16 protein-coding genes are annotated in these 16925 nt (G+C 69.8%); 12 read left to right on the top strand and 4 right to left on the bottom strand.

Features of this window, described 5'->3' with window-relative positions; genetic code table 11:
• Positions 1–66 precede the first annotated feature (66 nt).
• The 3 genes from E7V67_016515 (at position 67) to uvrA (ending at position 4557) form a co-directional block, all read left to right on the top strand.
• On the top strand, positions 67–1251 hold the full coding sequence (locus E7V67_016515; GenBank protein WUR11314.1) for a CocE/NonD family hydrolase: 1185 nt from the start codon (positions 67–69) through the stop codon (positions 1249–1251).
• Positions 1252–1315: 64 nt separating this feature from the next.
• Positions 1316–2032, top strand: a complete 717-nt coding sequence (locus tag E7V67_016510) for an SOS response-associated peptidase family protein (protein ID WUR11313.1) — start codon at positions 1316–1318, stop codon at positions 2030–2032.
• A complete protein-coding gene (gene uvrA / locus E7V67_016505) occupies positions 2029–4557 on the top strand; it encodes an excinuclease ABC subunit UvrA (GenBank protein ID WUR11312.1) in 2529 nt (842 codons plus the stop codon). The genes E7V67_016510 and uvrA overlap by 4 nt, the downstream gene beginning before the upstream one ends.
• Positions 4558–4691: 134 nt before the next feature.
• Here uvrA and E7V67_016500 read toward each other — a convergent pair whose 3' ends face one another.
• Both E7V67_016500 and E7V67_016495 read right to left on the bottom strand, forming a co-directional pair.
• A complete protein-coding gene (locus tag E7V67_016500) occupies positions 4692–5105 on the bottom strand; it encodes a hypothetical protein (GenBank protein WUR11311.1) in 414 nt (137 codons plus the stop codon).
• Positions 5106–5115: 10 nt separating this feature from the next.
• Positions 5116–6192 (bottom strand): substrate-binding domain-containing protein, encoded by a 1077-nt coding sequence (locus E7V67_016495; GenBank protein WUR16301.1) that lies wholly within the window; start codon positions 6190–6192, stop codon positions 5116–5118.
• Between the two features lie 146 nt (positions 6193–6338).
• Here E7V67_016495 and E7V67_016490 point away from each other — a divergent pair, with 146 nt between their 5' ends.
• Genes E7V67_016490 through E7V67_016465 form a run of 6 tightly spaced genes read left to right on the top strand, consistent with a single transcriptional unit; the run spans position 6339 to position 13839 of the window.
• A complete protein-coding gene (locus tag E7V67_016490) occupies positions 6339–8036 on the top strand; it encodes an NAD(P)H-dependent oxidoreductase subunit E (protein WUR16300.1) in 1698 nt (565 codons plus the stop codon).
• Entirely contained in the window at positions 8033–10819 is a 2787-nt protein-coding gene (gene fdhF, locus E7V67_016485) for a formate dehydrogenase subunit alpha (GenBank protein WUR11310.1), read from the top strand. The genes E7V67_016490 and fdhF overlap by 4 nt, the downstream gene beginning before the upstream one ends.
• Entirely contained in the window at positions 10816–11658 is an 843-nt protein-coding gene (locus E7V67_016480; GenBank protein ID WUR11309.1) for a formate dehydrogenase accessory sulfurtransferase FdhD, read from the top strand. Before fdhF ends, E7V67_016480 begins: the two co-directional genes overlap by 4 nt.
• Positions 11658–12365 (top strand): ABC transporter permease, encoded by a 708-nt coding sequence (locus tag E7V67_016475; protein WUR11308.1) that lies wholly within the window; start codon positions 11658–11660, stop codon positions 12363–12365. Before E7V67_016480 ends, E7V67_016475 begins: the two co-directional genes overlap by 1 nt.
• Complete coding sequence (locus E7V67_016470; protein WUR11307.1) at positions 12362–13018, top strand: energy-coupling factor ABC transporter ATP-binding protein; 657 nt, start codon at positions 12362–12364, stop codon at positions 13016–13018. Before E7V67_016475 ends, E7V67_016470 begins: the two co-directional genes overlap by 4 nt.
• A gap of 20 nt (positions 13019–13038) precedes the next feature.
• Positions 13039–13839: a substrate-binding domain-containing protein gene (locus E7V67_016465; protein WUR11306.1), complete on the top strand. Its 801-nt coding sequence runs from the start codon at positions 13039–13041 to the stop codon at positions 13837–13839.
• Between the two features lie 3 nt (positions 13840–13842).
• Here E7V67_016465 and E7V67_016460 read toward each other — a convergent pair whose 3' ends face one another.
• Entirely contained in the window at positions 13843–14682 is an 840-nt protein-coding gene (locus E7V67_016460; protein ID WUR11305.1) for a hypothetical protein, read from the bottom strand.
• 18 nt (positions 14683–14700) lie between these two features.
• A complete protein-coding gene (locus tag E7V67_016455) occupies positions 14701–15045 on the bottom strand; it encodes a FlxA-like family protein (protein ID WUR11304.1) in 345 nt (114 codons plus the stop codon).
• Positions 15046–15278: 233 nt separating this feature from the next.
• Between E7V67_016455 and E7V67_016450 the strand changes: the two genes are divergently transcribed.
• The 3 genes from E7V67_016450 to trxC all read left to right on the top strand — a co-directional run bounded on the left by E7V67_016450 (position 15279) and on the right by trxC (position 16865).
• The gene (locus E7V67_016450; GenBank protein WUR11303.1) at positions 15279–15881 is read left to right on the top strand and encodes a phasin family protein; all 603 of its coding nucleotides are present in this window, start codon (positions 15279–15281) and stop codon (positions 15879–15881) included.
• A gap of 298 nt (positions 15882–16179) precedes the next feature.
• Complete coding sequence (locus tag E7V67_016445; protein ID WUR11302.1) at positions 16180–16428, top strand: hypothetical protein; 249 nt, start codon at positions 16180–16182, stop codon at positions 16426–16428.
• A complete protein-coding gene (gene trxC, locus E7V67_016440) occupies positions 16425–16865 on the top strand; it encodes a thioredoxin TrxC (GenBank protein WUR11301.1) in 441 nt (146 codons plus the stop codon). The genes E7V67_016445 and trxC overlap by 4 nt, the downstream gene beginning before the upstream one ends.
• Positions 16866–16925 lie beyond the last annotated feature (60 nt).

Raw genomic sequence — 16925 nt, 5'->3', positions numbered from 1 at the left:
TTGCGCTGCGGGAATATTGATACCAGAATCGGGTTATTGCCGTAAGTAAATAACCCCGAGCGTATCATGTTTGCCGTCCCGTCCACCGTCCGCCAGTTCGCCATCGCCGCCGCCCTCAGCTGCGCACTCGTGCCCGCCGCCATCGCGCAGCAGTCGCTGCCGCTCGACACCCGCTTGAACGAACAGATCATCATGGTGCCGGCCGGCCCGGCGCTGGACGTGAAGCTGGAGACGACGCTGTACAAGCCGGCCGGCCCGGGGCCGTTCCCGCTGCTGATCATCAACCACGGCAAGTCGCCGGGCGATCCGAAGGCGCAGTCGCGCGACCGCTTCGTCTACATGGCGGCGCAATTCGTCAAGCGCGGCTACGCCGTGATGGTGCCGATGCGCACCGGCTTTGCGCACTCGACCGGCACCTACACGGATTATGGTTGCAATATGAAGGCCAACGGCTACCAGCAAGCCGGCGACATCGCCGACGTGATCGCCTACGCGCGCAGCCTGAACTGGATCGACGGCGAACGCATCGTCATCGCCGGCCAGTCGTACGGCGGCCTGGCCAGCGTGGCGCTGTCGACGCAGGAGCTGCCCGGCGTGCGCGGCGTGATGAATTTCGCCGGTGGCCTGAAGGTGCACGGCGGCAGCTGCGACTGGCAGCAGGCGCTGGTCAACGCGTTTGCCGAATACGGCCGCAAGAATCGCATCGAAACCTTGTGGATGTATGGCGCCAACGACAGCTATTTCGGCCCGCAACTGGTGTCGCGCCTGTACGAGGCCTTCAACGGCAACGGCGGCCGGGTCGACCTGGTCGCCTACGGTCCGTTCAAGCACGACGCCCACACGATGCTGGGCAGCCGCGACGGCCAGCCGATCTGGTTGCCGGAAGTGGAGCGCTTCCTGCAGCGCATCGGCATGCCGACCGAGCAGGTCTATGCGGTGGCCGAGCCGGTGCCGCAGGCGCCGACCAACTATGCCGCGCTGGACGACGTCGCCGCCGTGCCGTTCCTGCCGGAGCGGGGCCGCCAGCAGTACCGTGCCTTCCTGTCGAAGCAGACGCCGCGCGCGTTCGCCGTCTCGTCCAGCGGCGCCTGGGGCTGGGCGGAAGAGGGCGAGTCGGTCAACGAGCGCGCGCTGGCCGCCTGCCAGTCCGCCAGCCGCCAGCCGTGCCGGCTGTACACGGTGGACGACTACGTGGTCTGGAGCGATACGCCGGACCCCGGCAACAACAGCGCCACCGGCCGCACCGAGTAAGCCGCGCCGGCGTTCGCCACTGCGGTGCGCATGGCGCGCCGGCCCTGCTGCTATGATGGGGGCCATGTGCGGACGCTTCGATCAAAACGACATCGCGCGGCGTTACGTCGCCGCCTTCGGCTGGGCCGACGCTGCCTATCGCAGCGAGGCCGCGCCGACCTATAACGCCGCCCCCGGCACCTACCGCCCCGTCATCCACATGGAAGACGGCCGGCTGGCGGTGGACGACCTGCACTGGGGTTACCGGGCCGCCTGGGCCGCCGAGAAGCTGCCGGTCTGCGTCAACGCCCGGCTGGAAAAGCTCACCAACAACTACTGGGGCAAGCTGCTCAAGACGGGCCGCGCCGTGGTGCCGGCCAACGGCTGGTACGAATGGACGGGCGAGAAGGGCAAGCGCCAGCCCTGGCACATCCACCGCAAGGACCGCGAGCCGATCTTCATGCTGGCGCTGGCCAATTTCGGCCCGTTCAAGGAACACAAGGCGGAATCGGGCTTCGTGCTGGTCACGGCCGATGCGGAGGGCGGCATGGTGGACGTGCACGACCGCCGCCCCGTGGTGCTGAACGCGCTCGATGCGGCCACCTGGCTGGACCCGGACCTGTCGAAGGAGCAGGCCGAGATGCTGGCACGCCAGATGGCGCTGGGGCCCGAGATGTTCGAGTGGTACCGCGTCAGCCCCGAGGTCAACTATGCCGGCCGCGATGGCGCCCACCTGGTCGAGCCAATGCCCGAGCCACTGGAAGAACGGCCAGCCTCGCTGCTGCCGGACGACGACGCATGAAGGGCCGCCAGTTGCCCGGCATGGTCAGGGTGCGCGGCGCGCGCGAACACAACCTGAAAAACGTCGACCTGGACATCCCGCGCGATGCGTTGGTGGTCTTCACCGGCGTATCCGGCTCCGGCAAGTCGTCGCTGGCGTTCGGCACGCTGTATGCGGAGGCGCAGCGGCGCTACCTGGAATCGGTATCGCCCTATGCGCGCCGCCTGTTCCACCAGATGCCGGTGCCGCAGGTGGACGAGATCGATGGCCTGCCGCCCGCCGTGGCGCTGCAGCAGCAGCGCGGTTCGCCCACCACGCGCTCGTCGGTGGGCAGCGTGACCACCTTGTCGAACTCGCTGCGCATGCTGTACTCGCGCGCCGGCGACTACCCAAGCGGCCAGGAGCTGCTGTATGCCGAATCGTTCTCGCCGAATACCCCGGAAGGCGCCTGCCCCGAATGCCATGGCCTGGGCCGGGTGTACGAGGTCACGGAGCGCTCGATGGTGCCGGACGACTCGCTGACGATCCGCGAACGCGCCGTCGCGGCCTGGCCGCCGGCCTGGCATGGCCAGAACCTGCGCGACATCCTGGTCACCCTGGGCTACGACGTCGACACGCCATGGCGCGACCTGCCGAAGAAGGACCGCGACTGGATCCTGTACACGGAAGAGACGCCGACGGTGCCGGTCTACGCCGGCTTGACGCCGCAGGAAACCAGGCAGGCCTTGAGACGCAAGGACCCGCCCAGCTACCAGGGCACGTTTACCGGCGCGCGCAAGTACGTGCTGCAGACGTTTGCCAACACGGAAAGCGCGTCCATGAAGAAGCGCGTGGCGCGCTACATGGTCAGCAACGAGTGCCCGGTCTGCCGCGGCAAGCGGCTGCGCGCCGAGTCGCTTTCGGTCACCTTCGCCGGCCACGACATCACCGATATTTCGCGCCTGCCGCTGGCGCGCCTGGCGCAGACGATGCGCCCGTATGCGGACGGCAGCGCGAAAGTCAGCGCCAAGGAGCGCGCGGCGCATCCGGAGAAGCTGATCGTCACGCAGCGCATCGCCCAGGACGTGCTGGCCCGGCTGGACGTGCTGCTCGACCTGGGCCTGGGCTACCTGACGCTGGACCGCAGCACGCCGACCTTGTCGCCGGGCGAACTGCAGCGCCTGCGCCTGGCCACCCAGGTGCGTTCGAACCTGTTCGGCGTGGTCTACGTGCTGGACGAGCCGTCGGCCGGCCTGCATCCGGCCGACACGGTGGCGCTGCTGCGGGCGATGGACCGGCTGAAGGCATCCGGCAACTCGCTGTTCGTCGTCGAGCACGCACTGGACGTGATCCGCCATGCCGACTGGATCGTGGACGTGGGCCCGGCGGCGGGCGAGGGCGGCGGCGCGGTGCTGTACAGCGGCGCGCCGGACGGCCTGCGCGACGTGGCGGCCTCGCAGACGCGGCGCTACCTGTTTCCGGATGCGGCCCCGCCGGCGCGCACGGTGCGCGAGCCGGCCGGCTGGCTGAAGCTGGCCGGCATCACGCGCAACAACCTGCACGGGCTGGACGCGGCCTTTCCTTTGGGGGTGCTGACGACGGTGACGGGCGTGTCCGGCTCCGGCAAATCCAGCCTGGTCAGCCAGGTGCTGGTGGAGCTGGTCGGCCGCGCGCTGGGGCACGAGGTGGCGGCCGAACCGGAGGAAGGTGACGAGCTGGACCGGCCCGCCGAGCTGCCGCTGGAAGGCCGCATCGTGGCGGGACTCGAGCAGGTGCGGCGCATGGTGCGGGTGGACCAGAAGCCGATCGGCCGCACGCCGCGCTCGAACCTGGCCACCTACACCGGCCTGTTCGACCACGTGCGCAAGCTGTTCGCGGCCACGAAAACGGCGAAGGCACGCCGCTACGATGCCGGCCGCTTCTCGTTCAACGTCGCCAAGGGGCGCTGCGACAACTGCGAGGGCGAGGGCTTCGTCATGGTGGAGCTGCTGTTCCTGCCCAGCGTCTACGCGCCGTGCCCGGTCTGCGCCGGCGCGCGCTACAACGCCAAGACGCTGGAGGTGACGTACCGCGAGCGCAATATCGCCGAGGTGCTGGGCATGACGGTGGATGCGGCCTGGGAATTCTTCGCCGACGAACCGGCGCTGCACCGCGCACTGGACGTGCTGCGCGAGGTAGGGCTGGGCTACCTGCGCCTGGGCCAGCCGGCCACGGAACTCTCCGGTGGCGAGGCGCAGCGCATCAAGCTGGCCACCGAATTGCAGCGCGCCTCGCGCGGCGACACCTTGTATGTGCTGGACGAACCGACCACGGGCCTGCACCCGGCGGACGTCGAGCGCCTCATCGTCCAGCTGCAAAAGCTGGTCGATGCCGGCAACACGGTGGTGGCGGTCGAACACGATATGCGCGTGGTGGCGGCGAGCGACTGGGTCGTCGACATCGGCCCGGGCGCGGGCGAGGAGGGCGGCACGGTGGTGGCGGCCGGCCCGCCGGCGCAGGTGGCGCGCAGCAAGGCGAGCCGCACCGCGCCGTATCTGCGGCGCTTCCTGGGCGGCCCGGCAGCGTGAACTGGGGTCTGTCCCCGCAGGGGACTGACCCCGAAGTTGGGGGGAAGCATACAAACTTCAGGGTCAGTCCCCGTTGGGGACAGACCCTGACCCAGCGACTGTAGTCCCCTTCGGGGACTGACCCGTGCCGCATCCTACAACGCGAAGTAAGCCACCACCCCCAACCCCGCACTGACCCACACCATCGGCCCCAAGGCAGGACGCAGCCACTGTGCCACCACGGCGCTGCGCCGGTGCAGGTGCACCAGCGCATGCACGGCCAGCAGGTTCTGGACCGCGACGACCACGTTGAGCACGATGGCCACCGTCAGGCACCAGGTCACCGTCACGCCGGCGTCGCCCGGCGCCAGCGCCCCTTGTGCCAGCATCAGCGCGCAGCCGTGCACCACCCCCAGCAGCAGGCCAAGCACGCTGACGTTGACGAAGCGCGGATTGAAATAGCGCGCCCGCCATTGCGGCACCAGTGCCAGCGCATGCAGCAGCAATGCCAGCAGCACGCCGCCCTGCAGCGCGGCGGTGAGCTGGTGGAACAGTCCCGTAGCCTGCATCGCCGTTGCCTCAGGCCGCCACGCCGAACGCTTCGGCCAGCGTCTGCATCGTGCCGGTGGCTGTCGCGTCGTAGCCGGGCAGGGCGTCGATCAGCGCATGGCAGGCCGGTGCACGCACCACGCCGACCAGGTCGCGCAGCGGCGCTTCCCCGGCGGCGGCACACGGCAGGGCCAGGAAATAGCGTTCGCGCAGCAGCGGGATGAACGCCAGGCCGAAGCGCTCGGCCGCCGTGCGCACGCCCAGCCCGACGTCCGCCATGCCGCTGGCGATGTAGGCCGCCACGGCGCTGTGGGTAAACTCGGCGCTGCCGAAACCATTGATCGCGGTCGGCTCGATGCCGGCTTCGGCCAGCAGCATCTCCAGCAGCAGCCGGGTGCCCGAGCCGGTCTGGCGGTTGACGAAGCGCACGCCCGGTGCGGCCAGGTCGGCCACGCTGCGGATGCCGAGCGGATTGCCGGGCGCGACGAACAGGCCCTGCTCGCGCACGGCCAGGTGCAGTACGCAGTGTTTCGCAGGGTCGAGCCAGCGCAGGCAGCTCGCCAGGAACGGCTGCTGGAACGGGCCGACCGGCACGTGGAAGCCGGCCAGGTCGCATTCGCCGCGCGCCAGCGCCGCCAGCGCGTCCGTGCTGTTGCGGTAGCGCAGCTCGACGGGCAGGCGCAGCGCCTGCAGGTGCTGGGTCAGCGCCGCCACGGCAAAGCCATGGCTGGCGTCCAGGCGCAGCGCGCGCGGCTCGTCCGCCACCATCTTGCCCAACTCGTTTTCCAGCTCGGAAGCGAGGCTTTCCAGCATGGGCGACAGGCGCGCGGCGATGCGGCGGTCGGCCCACACGAGCTTTTGCGCCAGCGCCGTCAAGCTGGTGCCGCGGCCGCGCCCCGTGGCCAGCAGGGCCTGGCCGAACTGGCCCTCGGCTTCGCGCAGCAGGCCCCAGGCGTAGCGGTAGGACAGGCGCACGGCTTTCGCGGCGCGCGCGATCGAGCCGGTGTCCTGGATCTCCTTCAACAGCGCCAGCAACGCCGCCGTGTCGAGCGGACTGTCGGGGCGCACGCTGATTTCCCACTGGGGATGAATCTTCACTCTGAACATATGCACAAAATAGCATATTTCAGCGCCGCGCCGATGCGTGATACGCTCCGCCTGATGGGCGGAAGCCGCCTCGTATATGCTCAGGTGCAGCATATGACAATGTCAACTAGCGGAGACCGCCAGCAGTGAACCACCCGACCATTCCCATCGCCGTCGCCCAGGGAAGCCATGACGCCGCCAAGGCGGGAGCGAGCCGCGAACGCAAGCGTCAGGCCCCGCGCGGGCGCCGCGTCGAGCCGGACGCGCTGGCCGAAGTGCAGGCCTTGCTGGGCGATGCGCCGCGCCGGCGCGACCTGCTGATCGAGCACCTGCACCGCATCCAGGACTGCTACGGTTGCCTGGCCACGCGTCACCTGGCCGCGCTGGCGCAGGAACTGCGCATGGCGCAGGCGGAGGTGTACGAGGTGGCGTCGTTCTATCATCATTTCGACATCGTGCGCGCAGGCGAGGCGGCGCCGGCCGCGTTGACGGTGCGCGTCTGCGCCGGGCTGTCGTGCGAGATGGCCGGCGCCGGCGCGCTGCTGGACAGGCTGCCCGCGCTGCTGGGGACCAACGTGCGCGTGCTCGCCGCGCCCTGCATCGGCCGTTGCGAACAGGCCCCGGCCGCGCTGGTCGGTCAACGGGCCGTGCCCGTCGCCACGACCCGGGACATCGCGGCCGCGGCAGCCGGGACGACGCCACCGGTGCCGGCCCACGTCGGATACGACGACTACGTGGCCGGCGGCGGCTACGCGCTGCTGCGCGACTGCGTGGCCGGCACCCGCAGCGCCGAGTCCTTGATCGCCGCCCTGGAGCACGCCGGCCTGCGCGGCCTGGGCGGCGCCGGCTTCCCGGCCGGGCGCAAATGGCGCATCGTCAAGGCCGAGGCGGGCCCGCGCCTGATGGCCGTCAACCTGGACGAGGGCGAGCCGGGCACGTTCAAAGACCGCGTCTACCTGGAGCGCGATCCGCACCGTTTCATCGAAGGCATGCTGCTGGCGGCATGGGCCGTGGGCATCCGCGACATCTATATCTATGTGCGCGACGAGTACCATGACGCGCGCGCCCTGCTGGCGGCCGAACTGGAACGCCTGCAGGCGGCCGCGCCGGTGCCCGAGCTGCCGGCGATCCACCTGCGCCGCGGCGCCGGGGCCTACATCTGCGGCGAGGAATCGGCGATGATCGAATCGATCGAGGGCAAGCGCGGCATGCCGCGCCTGCGCCCGCCCTACGTGGCCCAGGTCGGCCTGTTCGGCCGGCCCACGCTGGAGCACAATTTCGAGACGCTGTACTGGGTGCGCGACATCGTCCAGCGCGGGCCGGACTGGTTCGCCGGGCAGGGCCGGCATGGTCGCAAGGGCCTGCGTTCCTATTCGGTGTCGGGGCGGGTGCGCGAGCCCGGCGTCAAGCTGGCGCCGGCCGGCATCACGGTGCGCGAACTGATCGCCGAATACTGCGGCGGCATGGCGGAAGGCCACACGTTCTACGGTTACCTGCCGGGCGGCGCCTCGGGCGGCATCCTGCCCGCCGCACTGGGCGACGTGCCGCTCGATTTCGACACCCTGCAGCCGTACGGCTGCTTCATCGGCTCGGCCGCCGTCATCGTGCTGTCGCAACAGGACAGCGCCGTGGCGGCCGCGCGCAACACCATGCGCTTCTTCCGCGACGAGTCGTGCGGCCAGTGCACGCCGTGCCGGGTCGGTACCGCCAAGGCGCTGCAGCTGATCGAGGCGCCGCGCTGGGATACGGCCCTGCTGGGCGAACTGGGGCAGGTGATGCGCGACGCGTCGATCTGCGGCCTGGGCCAGGCGGCGCCGAATCCGGTCGACTGCGTGATCCGCTACTTCCCGCAGGAGCTGGCATGATCGGCTTTCAACTGAACGGTTGCGACGTGCAGGCGCGCCCCGGCGAGACGCTGCTGGACGTGGCGCGGCGCGAGGGCATAGCCGTGCCACACCTGTGCTACAAGGATGGCCTGGCGCCGGCCGGCAACTGCCGCGCCTGCGTGGTCGAGGTCGAGGGCGAACGCACCTTGGCACCGTCGTGCTGCCGCGCGCCGCTGCCCGGCATGAAGGTGGAGACGGCCAGCCCGCGCGCCCGGGCGGCGCAGAAGATGGTGCTGGAGCTGCTGCAGTCCGACCTGGCCGAGGCGACGTACACGCGCCACAACGAGGTGGACGAGTGGGCCGCCCGCCTGCAGGTGGGCAAGCCGCGCTTCGCGCCGCGCGCCCAGCCGGCCCGCGACGCCAGCCACGCCGCCATCACCGTCAACCTGGATGCCTGCATCCAGTGCACCCGCTGCGTGCGCGCCTGCCGCGACGAGCAGGCCAACGACGTGATCGGCCTGGCGCTGCGCGGCGACGCCGCCAAAATCGTGTTCGACATGGACGATCCGATGGGCGCCTCCACCTGCGTGGCCTGCGGCGAATGCGTGCAGGCCTGTCCCACCGGGGCGCTGGCGCCGGCGCGCGGCGCCGCGATGGCCGTGCCGGACCGCCAGGTGGCGTCTGTCTGCCCGTTCTGCGGCGTGGGCTGCCAGCTGACCTACAACGTGCAGGGCAACCGCATCGTCTCGGTGGAGGGGCGCGATGGTCCGGCCAACCACGGCCGCCTGTGCGTCAAGGGCCGCTACGGCTTCGATTACGCGCACCATCCGCAGCGGCTGACCAGGCCGCTGATCCGGCGTGCCGACGCGCCGAAGTCGGCCACGATGGCGATGGACCCGACCCGGGTGCTGGAAGTGTTCCGCGAAGCGAGCTGGGAAGAGGCGCTGGCATTGGCCGGCGGCGGCCTGGCGCGCATCCGCGACCAGTCCGGCCGCAAGGCACTGGCCGGCTTCGGCTCGGCCAAGGGCAGCAACGAGGAAGCCTACCTGTTCCAGAAACTGGTGCGCACGGGCTTCGGCAGCAACAACGTCGACCACTGCACGCGGCTGTGCCACGCCTCCTCGGTGGCGGCCCTGCTGGAAGGGATCGGCTCGGGCGCGGTGTCGAATCCCGTGATGGACGTGCTGCAGGCCGAGGTGGTGCTCGTCATCGGCGCCAACCCCACCGTCAATCATCCGGTGGCGGCGACCTGGATCAAGAACGCGGTGCGAAACGGCACGAAGCTGATCCTGTGCGACCCGCGCCGCTCCGAGCTGGCGCGCCATGCCCACCGCACCTTGCAGTTCAAGCCCGATACCGATGTGGCGCTGCTGAACGCGATGATGCACGTGATCGTGGCCGAAGGCCTGGCCGACCAGGCCTTCATCGCCAGCCGCACCAGCGGCTACGAGGCGCTGGCCGCCAACGTGGCGCAGTACAGCCCGGAGGCAATGGCGCCGCTGTGCGGCATCGACGCGGAGACGATCCGCTACGTGGCGCGGCTGTATGCCACCTCGAAGGGCTCGATGATCCTGTGGGGCATGGGGGTATCGCAGCACGTGCACGGCACCGACAACGCGCGCTGCCTGATCGCGCTGGCGCTGCTGACGGGCCAGATCGGCCGCCCCGGCACCGGGCTGCATCCGCTGCGCGGCCAGAACAACGTGCAGGGCGCCTCCGACGCCGGCCTGATCCCGATGATGTATCCGGACTACCAGCGCGTGACGGAAGCGAGCGTGCGCGAGCGCTTCGCCCAGGCCTGGAACGTGCCGGCCGCGCTGCTGGACGACCAGCCCGGCCTGACGGTGGTGGAGGTGATGGAGGCGATCCTGGCCGGCACGGTCAAGGGCATGTACATCATGGGCGAGAATCCGGCCATGTCCGATCCGGACGCGAACCACGCGCGCGAGGCGCTGGCCGCGCTCGACCTGCTGGTGGTGCAGGACATCTTCCTGACCGAAACGGCCTACCTGGCCGACGTGATCCTGCCGGCCAGCGCATTCCCGGAAAAGACCGGCACCTTCACCAATACCGACCGGCTGGTGCAGCTGGGCCGCCAGGCCATCGAGCCGCCGGGCGAGGCGAGGCAGGATCTGTGGATCATCTGCGAGCTGGCGCGCCGCCTCGGCCTGGACTGGCATTACGATCACGTGGCGCAAGTGTTCGACGAGATGCGCCGCCTGATGCCCAGCATGGCCGGCATCACCTGGCAGCGACTGGAGCGCGATGGCGCGGTCGTGCATCCATGTCCGGAAGAAGCGCACCCCGGCACGCCGGTCGTGTTCACGGACACGTTCCCGCGCCCGGACGGCAAGGCGCGCTTCGTCCCGGCGGACATCATTCCGGCCAACGAACGCCCCGATGCCGAGTATCCGATGGTGCTGATCACGGGCCGCCAGCTGGAGCACTGGCACACCGGCAGCATGACGCGCCGCGCGACGGTACTGGATGCGCTGGAGCCGGACCCGGTGGCGCTGATTCATCCGCTCGACCTGGCCGAACTGGGGGTGGCGCCCGGCGGTGTCGTCACGCTGGCCTCGCGCCGCGGCAGCGTGGCGCTGTATGCGCGGGCGGACGAGGCGTCGCCGCGCGGCGCCGTGTTCGTGCCGTTCTGCTATTACGAGGCGGCGATCAACCGGCTGACCAACGCCGCGCTGGACCCGTACGGCAAGATCCCGGAGTTCAAGTACTGTGCGGTGCGCCTGACGGCCGGCGGTACGGTGGAGGCGCAGGGCAGCTACGGCGGCGGCCAGATGCTGCAGCGGCTGGAGCAACCGGCATGAACGGCCCGCTGCCACGCCTGTCGGACGCGCGCCTGCCGCTGGTCCACCCCGTCGCCGCGCGCGACGAGAAGGAACGCGCCACGGCACTGCACATCCCGGCCGAGCGCCCGCTGACCGTCTACCTGGACGGCCGCGAGCTGATCACCCTGATGACCCTGGGCGCGGCGCCGGAGGCGCTGGTGCTGGGCTACCTGCGCAACCAGCGCCTGCTGGCGCTGAGCGACATCGAGGCGGTGCAGGTGACGTGGGACGAGGCCGGGGCCAGCGGCACGGCCGCCGTCACCACGCGCGCCGGCGTGGCCGACCTGGAGGAACGCACGGCGCGCCGCGTCGTCACCACCGGCTGCGGCCAGGGCTCCGTGTTCGGCACCGTGATGGACGAGGTGGACAGCATCGCGCTGCCGCCCGGGGCGCGCCTGCGCCAGGGCGTGATCTACCGCATCGTCGAGACGATCCGCACCCAGCCTTCCGTGTACAAGCAGGCCGGCTCGGTGCATGGCTGCGGCCTGTTCGACAACACGGGGCGGCTGCTGCACTTCGTCGAGGACGTGGGGCGGCACAACGCGGTCGATGCCATCGCCGGCCTGATGTGGCTGAAGGGCGAAGCGGGCGGCGACAAGGTGTTCTACACGACCGGCAGGCTGACCTCAGAGATGGTGATCAAGGGCGCGCAGATGGGCATCCCGTTCCTGCTGTCGCGCTCCGGCACCACGGAGATGGGCCATGCGGTGGCGCAGCGTACCGGCATGACCTTGCTGGCGCGCTGCTCCGGCAAGCACTTCATGGTGCTGGCGGCGCCGCAGCGCATCGTGTTCGAGCCGGAACTGCTGGAGCCCTGATGGCGTTGACCGCCGCCGTGCACGATGCGTTCCTGCTGCTGCTGACGGGCGATCCCGTGCTGTGGCGGATCATCTGGATTTCCGTCAGCACCAGCATGCTGGGGCTCGTCATCGCCACGCCCATGGCGGTCGGCGCCGGCTATGTCATCGCAATGCACCAGTTTCCCGGGCGCCGTTTGGTGATCTGGCTGGCGCAGGCCGCGCTGTCGCTGCCGACGGTGCTGATCGGTTTGCTGCTGTACCTGCTGCTGTCCCGCCACGGCCCGCTCGGCCCCCTGCAATGGCTGTTCGCGCAGCCCGGCATCGTGGCCGGCCAGGTGATCATCGCCTTGCCCGTACTGCTGGCGTTCACGCTGACCGCCGTGCAGGCGGCCGATCCGCGCCTGGCGGAGACGGCCATCGCGCACGGCGCCTCGCGCTGGCGCGTGATGACGACCCTGCTGTACGAGGTGCGCTTCGGCGTGATGGCGGCCGTCATCAGCGGCTTCGGCCGCGTGATCTCGGAAGTGGGCTGTGCCATGATGGTGGGCGGGAACATCGCCGGCGAGACGCGCACGATCACGACGGCCATCGCGCTGGAAACCAGCAAGGGCGATTTTGCCCAGGGCATCGCGCTGGGCATCGTGCTGGTGACGATCGCGCTGGCGATGAACGGCGCGCTGATGCTGCTGCAGGGCGACGCCCACGCGGCGCGGGGGCGCACGTGACGGTGGCGTTGCTGACGGCCGCGCGGCTGCGCAAGCGCCACGGCGCGCACACCTTGTTCGACCTGCGCGACTTCACGCTCGAGGAAGCCAGCGCCTATGTGCTGACGGGCGTGAACGGGGCCGGCAAGAGCACCCTGCTGCGCGTGCTGGCGGGACTGGTGCCGGTGGAGGCCGAGGACGTGCGGTTCGCCGGCGCGCCCGTGACCTTGCGGCCCTATCCGCGCGTGCTGCGCGATGCGATCGTCTACGTGCACCAGCACCCCGTGATGTTCTCGACCAGCGTGCCGGCCAATATCGCCTACGGGCTGGAGGCGCGCGGGGCGCCGCGCGCGCTGGTGCGCGAGCGGGTGGAGGAGGCGATGGCCTGGGCCGGCGTGACGCACCTGCGCGGCAGCGATCCCGCCACGCTGTCCGGCGGCGAAAAGCAGCGCGTGGCCCTGGCCCGCGCGCGCGTGCTGCGACCGCGCCTCTTGCTGCTGGACGAACCGACCGCCAACCTGGACGGCGAGGCGCGCGAGCAGGTGATCGCGCTGATCCCCACGCTCACCAAGGCCGGCACCAGCGTCGTCATGGCCTGCCACGACCGCGACCTGATCAACCTGGCCGACGTGCGCCGCCTGAAGCTGCGCGACGGCCAACTCGAGTACCGCTAGATCTTACAAAAGGAGTTCCCATGAAGCGCCGTTCGTTATTCCTGCTTGCCGTCGCCATCGCGTTGGCCGGCAGCGCCTCCGCCCAGCAGACGCTGCGCATGTCCACCACGACCAGCACGGAAAATTCCGGCCTGCTGGCCTACCTGCTGCCGTTCTACGAAGCCAAGACGGGCACCAAGGTGCAGGTGATCTCGGTCGGTACCGGCAAGGCGCTGGAGCTGGCCAAGAACGGCGACGTCGACGTCACGCTGGTGCACGCGCGCGCCGCCGAGGACAAGTTCGTGGCCGAAGGCTGGGGCGTGGACCGGCGCGACGTGATGTACAACGATTTCATCGTGGTCGGCCCTGTTTCCGATCCGGACCGCATCAAGGGCGGCAAGGACGTGCTGGCCGCGTTCCGCAAGATGGCCGCCGGTCCCGCCAGGTTCATCTCGCGCGGCGACAACTCCGGCACCGACATCATGGAAAAGGCCTACTGGAAGCAGGTCGGCGCGCAGCCGGCGGGGGCGCGCTACGTGTCGGCCGGGCTGGGCATGGGCGAGGTGCTGACGATGGCCGCCGAACTGCAAGCGTACACGCTGACCGACCGCGCCACCTACGGCGTCTACCAGGCCAAGACGGGCCTGGCCATCATGGTCGAGGGCGACCCGAAGATGTTCAACCCGTACGGCATCATCGCCGTCAACCCGGCCCGGCATCCCGGCATCAACTACAAGGGTGCCAAGCAGTTGATCGAATGGATCACGTCGCCCGAAGGCCAGGCGAAGATCGCCGCGTTCAAGCCGGCCGGGCAGCAGTTGTTCTACCCGTCCGCCAAGTAGACATCAGGCCGCCGGCGCGCAGCGAGGCAGCGGCTTGGGCAGCCGTGACGGCGTCGTCGCCTTCTGGCCTGGCGTGGCCGGATAGACGTTGACCAGCACCTGTTGGGTGGGGCCGCCGCCGTCCTTGGCGGGCGCCTTCGCGGGAGCTGGTGCGGGGCCCAGGTATTTGTCGACCAGGGCCTTGACGGTATGGGCGGCCACCTCGGCGCCTTGCTTCGTCAGCTCGGTCGTCAGGTCCCTGGCCGCCTCGGCGCCGATGACGCCGGCCTTGCCGAGCGACTGGACCAGGTCGACCACGCCGCTGACGGATAGCGACAGCTGGGCGCCGCCACGTGCCGCCGGCTCCGCCTGGCGCTCGACGTAGCGTTCGATGATGTCGCGCGGCGTCGTCGGCATCGCGGCGGCGCCGGGTTGCGCTGCCGGCGCGGCAGGTGGGGCAGGCGGGCCCGGTGCGGGAGGCGCGCCGGGGGTGGCAGGTGCGGCAGGCACGGCGGCTTGCCCTGCGGACGGCGGCACGGCGTCGATGCGCAGCTTTTCCAGGTGGTAGCGCCAATACAGCGACAGGGCGGCCAGCAGCAGCACGCCGGTCAGCAGTGCGATACAGCCGTTGGCCAGCCGCGCGATGGTGCGCTCGCGCCAGTCCTGCCGCCGGGCGTCTCGATAGTCGGATTCGGCGCTGCTCTCGGCTTGCCGGGACTTCAAGCGGTCCAGTTCGAACTCCAGGCGCAGCAAGCGCCGTTCCACGCTCTCACGATCGTCGGGCCGGGCGGACTCGCCGGCGTTGTCATGTTCGTTGTCCATCATCGTCTCCTTGCGTGCGCGCGGCACCATGGGCACGACCATGATTCTACCGCTGCCGCATCAGGCGTACGTATCGACCAGGCTGCCGACGGTGCCAGCGGCGTCGCGCGCCGCGCCCTGCGACGACGTTTGCCGCTGTTCCTGCTGCGCCGCCGACTCGGCCGCCTTCGCGGCCGCCTGCGCCTGCAGCTGCGCGATGCGCTGCTGCAGTGCCTGCACCTGCTGACGGATCTGCTCGGCTTCCTTCCGCCCGGCCTCGCTCGTATCCTCCTGCGCCTTGGCCAACGCCTCCTGCCTTGCCACCAGCTGCTTTTGCAGGCTGGCGATCGTGCTGTCGCCCGCGCTCGTCATCCCTGCCACCGTGGCGGCCGACGTCGTGCCCGATACCGCTGAAACCATGGCCATCCCTCATCACCTGTAATCGACAGGGAAATTATCGACCGTGGCGGCAACGGTCGACACGGTTGCGGATGTAAAGCCAGGTAAAGGTAGTGCCGAAAATGGCCGAAAATGCAAGCCCACTGTCGCGTCACACGTTTGATCGAGATCATGCTCGTCATGGTCAGTCCACGTAGCCTTGTCACGCCGCATGGCGGTTCTGGCCAGCGGACTTCCAAAACTATTCTTAAGAGGCAACCATGTTCCCATTCTCGCAAAGCATCACGCCTGCGGCGAAGAATCACGTGCAGGCGCAAATCGCCTTCTTCAACGACCTGTCCCGCTCGCTGTTCCAGACCGCGCAGCAGGTCAACGAGCTGACCCTGCAGATGGCACAGACGATGCTGGAAGACAGCGCCGCCACCGGCCAGGCCATCGTCACCGCCGGCAAACCGACCGAAGTATTCAACGTCACCGCATCCCGTGCCCAGCCGGCGGCGGAGCGGCTGCGCGCCTACCAGCAGCAGCTGTCGCGCATCGCGGCGGACAGCCAGACCAAGCTGGTGCGGGTGGCCGGCGAACACGCGGAGGAAACGGCGCGTGCCGCGCGTGAGCTGACCGACGAAGTGACGCGCGTGACGTCGGAGGAAACCGAGCGCACCGTTCGCCGTCAGCAGGACACGATGCGCCAGCTGGCCAACCCGCTGGACAGCATGATGGACACGGCCACCCGCCAGGCCCGCGCCGCGATGGGCAATGGCCACGACGCGGCCGAGCACATGAGCCAGGCCGCGGCGCACACGGCCCAGGCGGCCCAGGCGGCCACGCGCCAGCCGAGCCGCAAGGAAGGCCAGCCGGGCTGACGGCGGCAGGTTGAACGGGTCCGCCGTGTGTGGCGGGCCGCGTGCGGCGGTGCTGGGCTGAGCGCCGTCGCATGCAGCGGATGCTGGCGCGGCGGGCGGTCGTGCGGGCATCCGTAGCGGGGCGGCGCCAGCCGCCTGCCGGCCGCGTGGGCGCGCGGCCGGTGTCCGCGTTCTTTCTACGTTGTTCTCTTCTTTTTCTCCCACCTTGCCTTGTCCCGGCATGCATGCACGCTGGCTGGCGCCATGTGTTCCTGCCTGACGCTACACTCGACTCCCGGATGAGCAGAGGAGCGTGTGCATGGGAGATTTGATCGAGCTGTTGCAATGGCCCGCCATGGCGGCGTCGCTGCTGGCCGCCTGGCTGGTGGGCTCGCGCAGCGCGCGGCGGCGCCTGTCGGGCTTTATCGTTTTCCTTGTCAGCAATGTCATGTGGGTGATCTGGGGCTGGCATGACGATGCCTGGGCCCTGATCGTATTAAACTGCTGCCTGGCCGCGACCAATCTGCGCGGCATCGTCAAGAACGAGAAGGGACAGGACAAGGAATGAGTACCGAATCACTGCACGTCGTCTGTCCGCACTGCGACGGCGTCAACCGCGTACCGGCGCAGCGCCTGGGCGAGCAACCCACCTGCGGCAAATGCCAGCACGCGCTGTTCGCCGGCAAGCCGGCCGACCTGGCCAGTGCCCGCTTCCTGAAGCACATCGAACGCAGCGACCTGCCGGTGCTGGTCGACTTCTGGGCCCCGTGGTGCGGCCCGTGCCGCACCATGGCGCCATTCTACGAGCAGGCCGCCAAGCGGCTGGAGCCGCGCGTGCGCGTGGTCAAGGTGGACACGGAAGCCAACCCGGACATCGGCGCGCGCTACGCGATCCGCAGCATCCCCACGCTGGCACTGTTCCGCAACGGCCGCGAAGTGGCACGGCAGGCCGGGGCGATGGATGCCAACAGCATCGTGGCGTGGGTGGCGCGCCAGATGGGCTAGCGCGCCGGGGTCTGTCCCTGCAAGGGACTGACCCCGCAGTCTGGGTGCCGTTCCGTGGCG

Source organism: [Empedobacter] haloabium, assembly GCA_008011715.2.
In the GTDB taxonomy this organism is placed as follows: Bacteria; Pseudomonadota; Gammaproteobacteria; order Burkholderiales; family Burkholderiaceae_D; genus Rugamonas; species Rugamonas haloabia.
The sequence above is the reverse complement of the archived record's forward strand: the minus strand, read 5'-3'. Positions and strand labels throughout refer to the sequence as shown.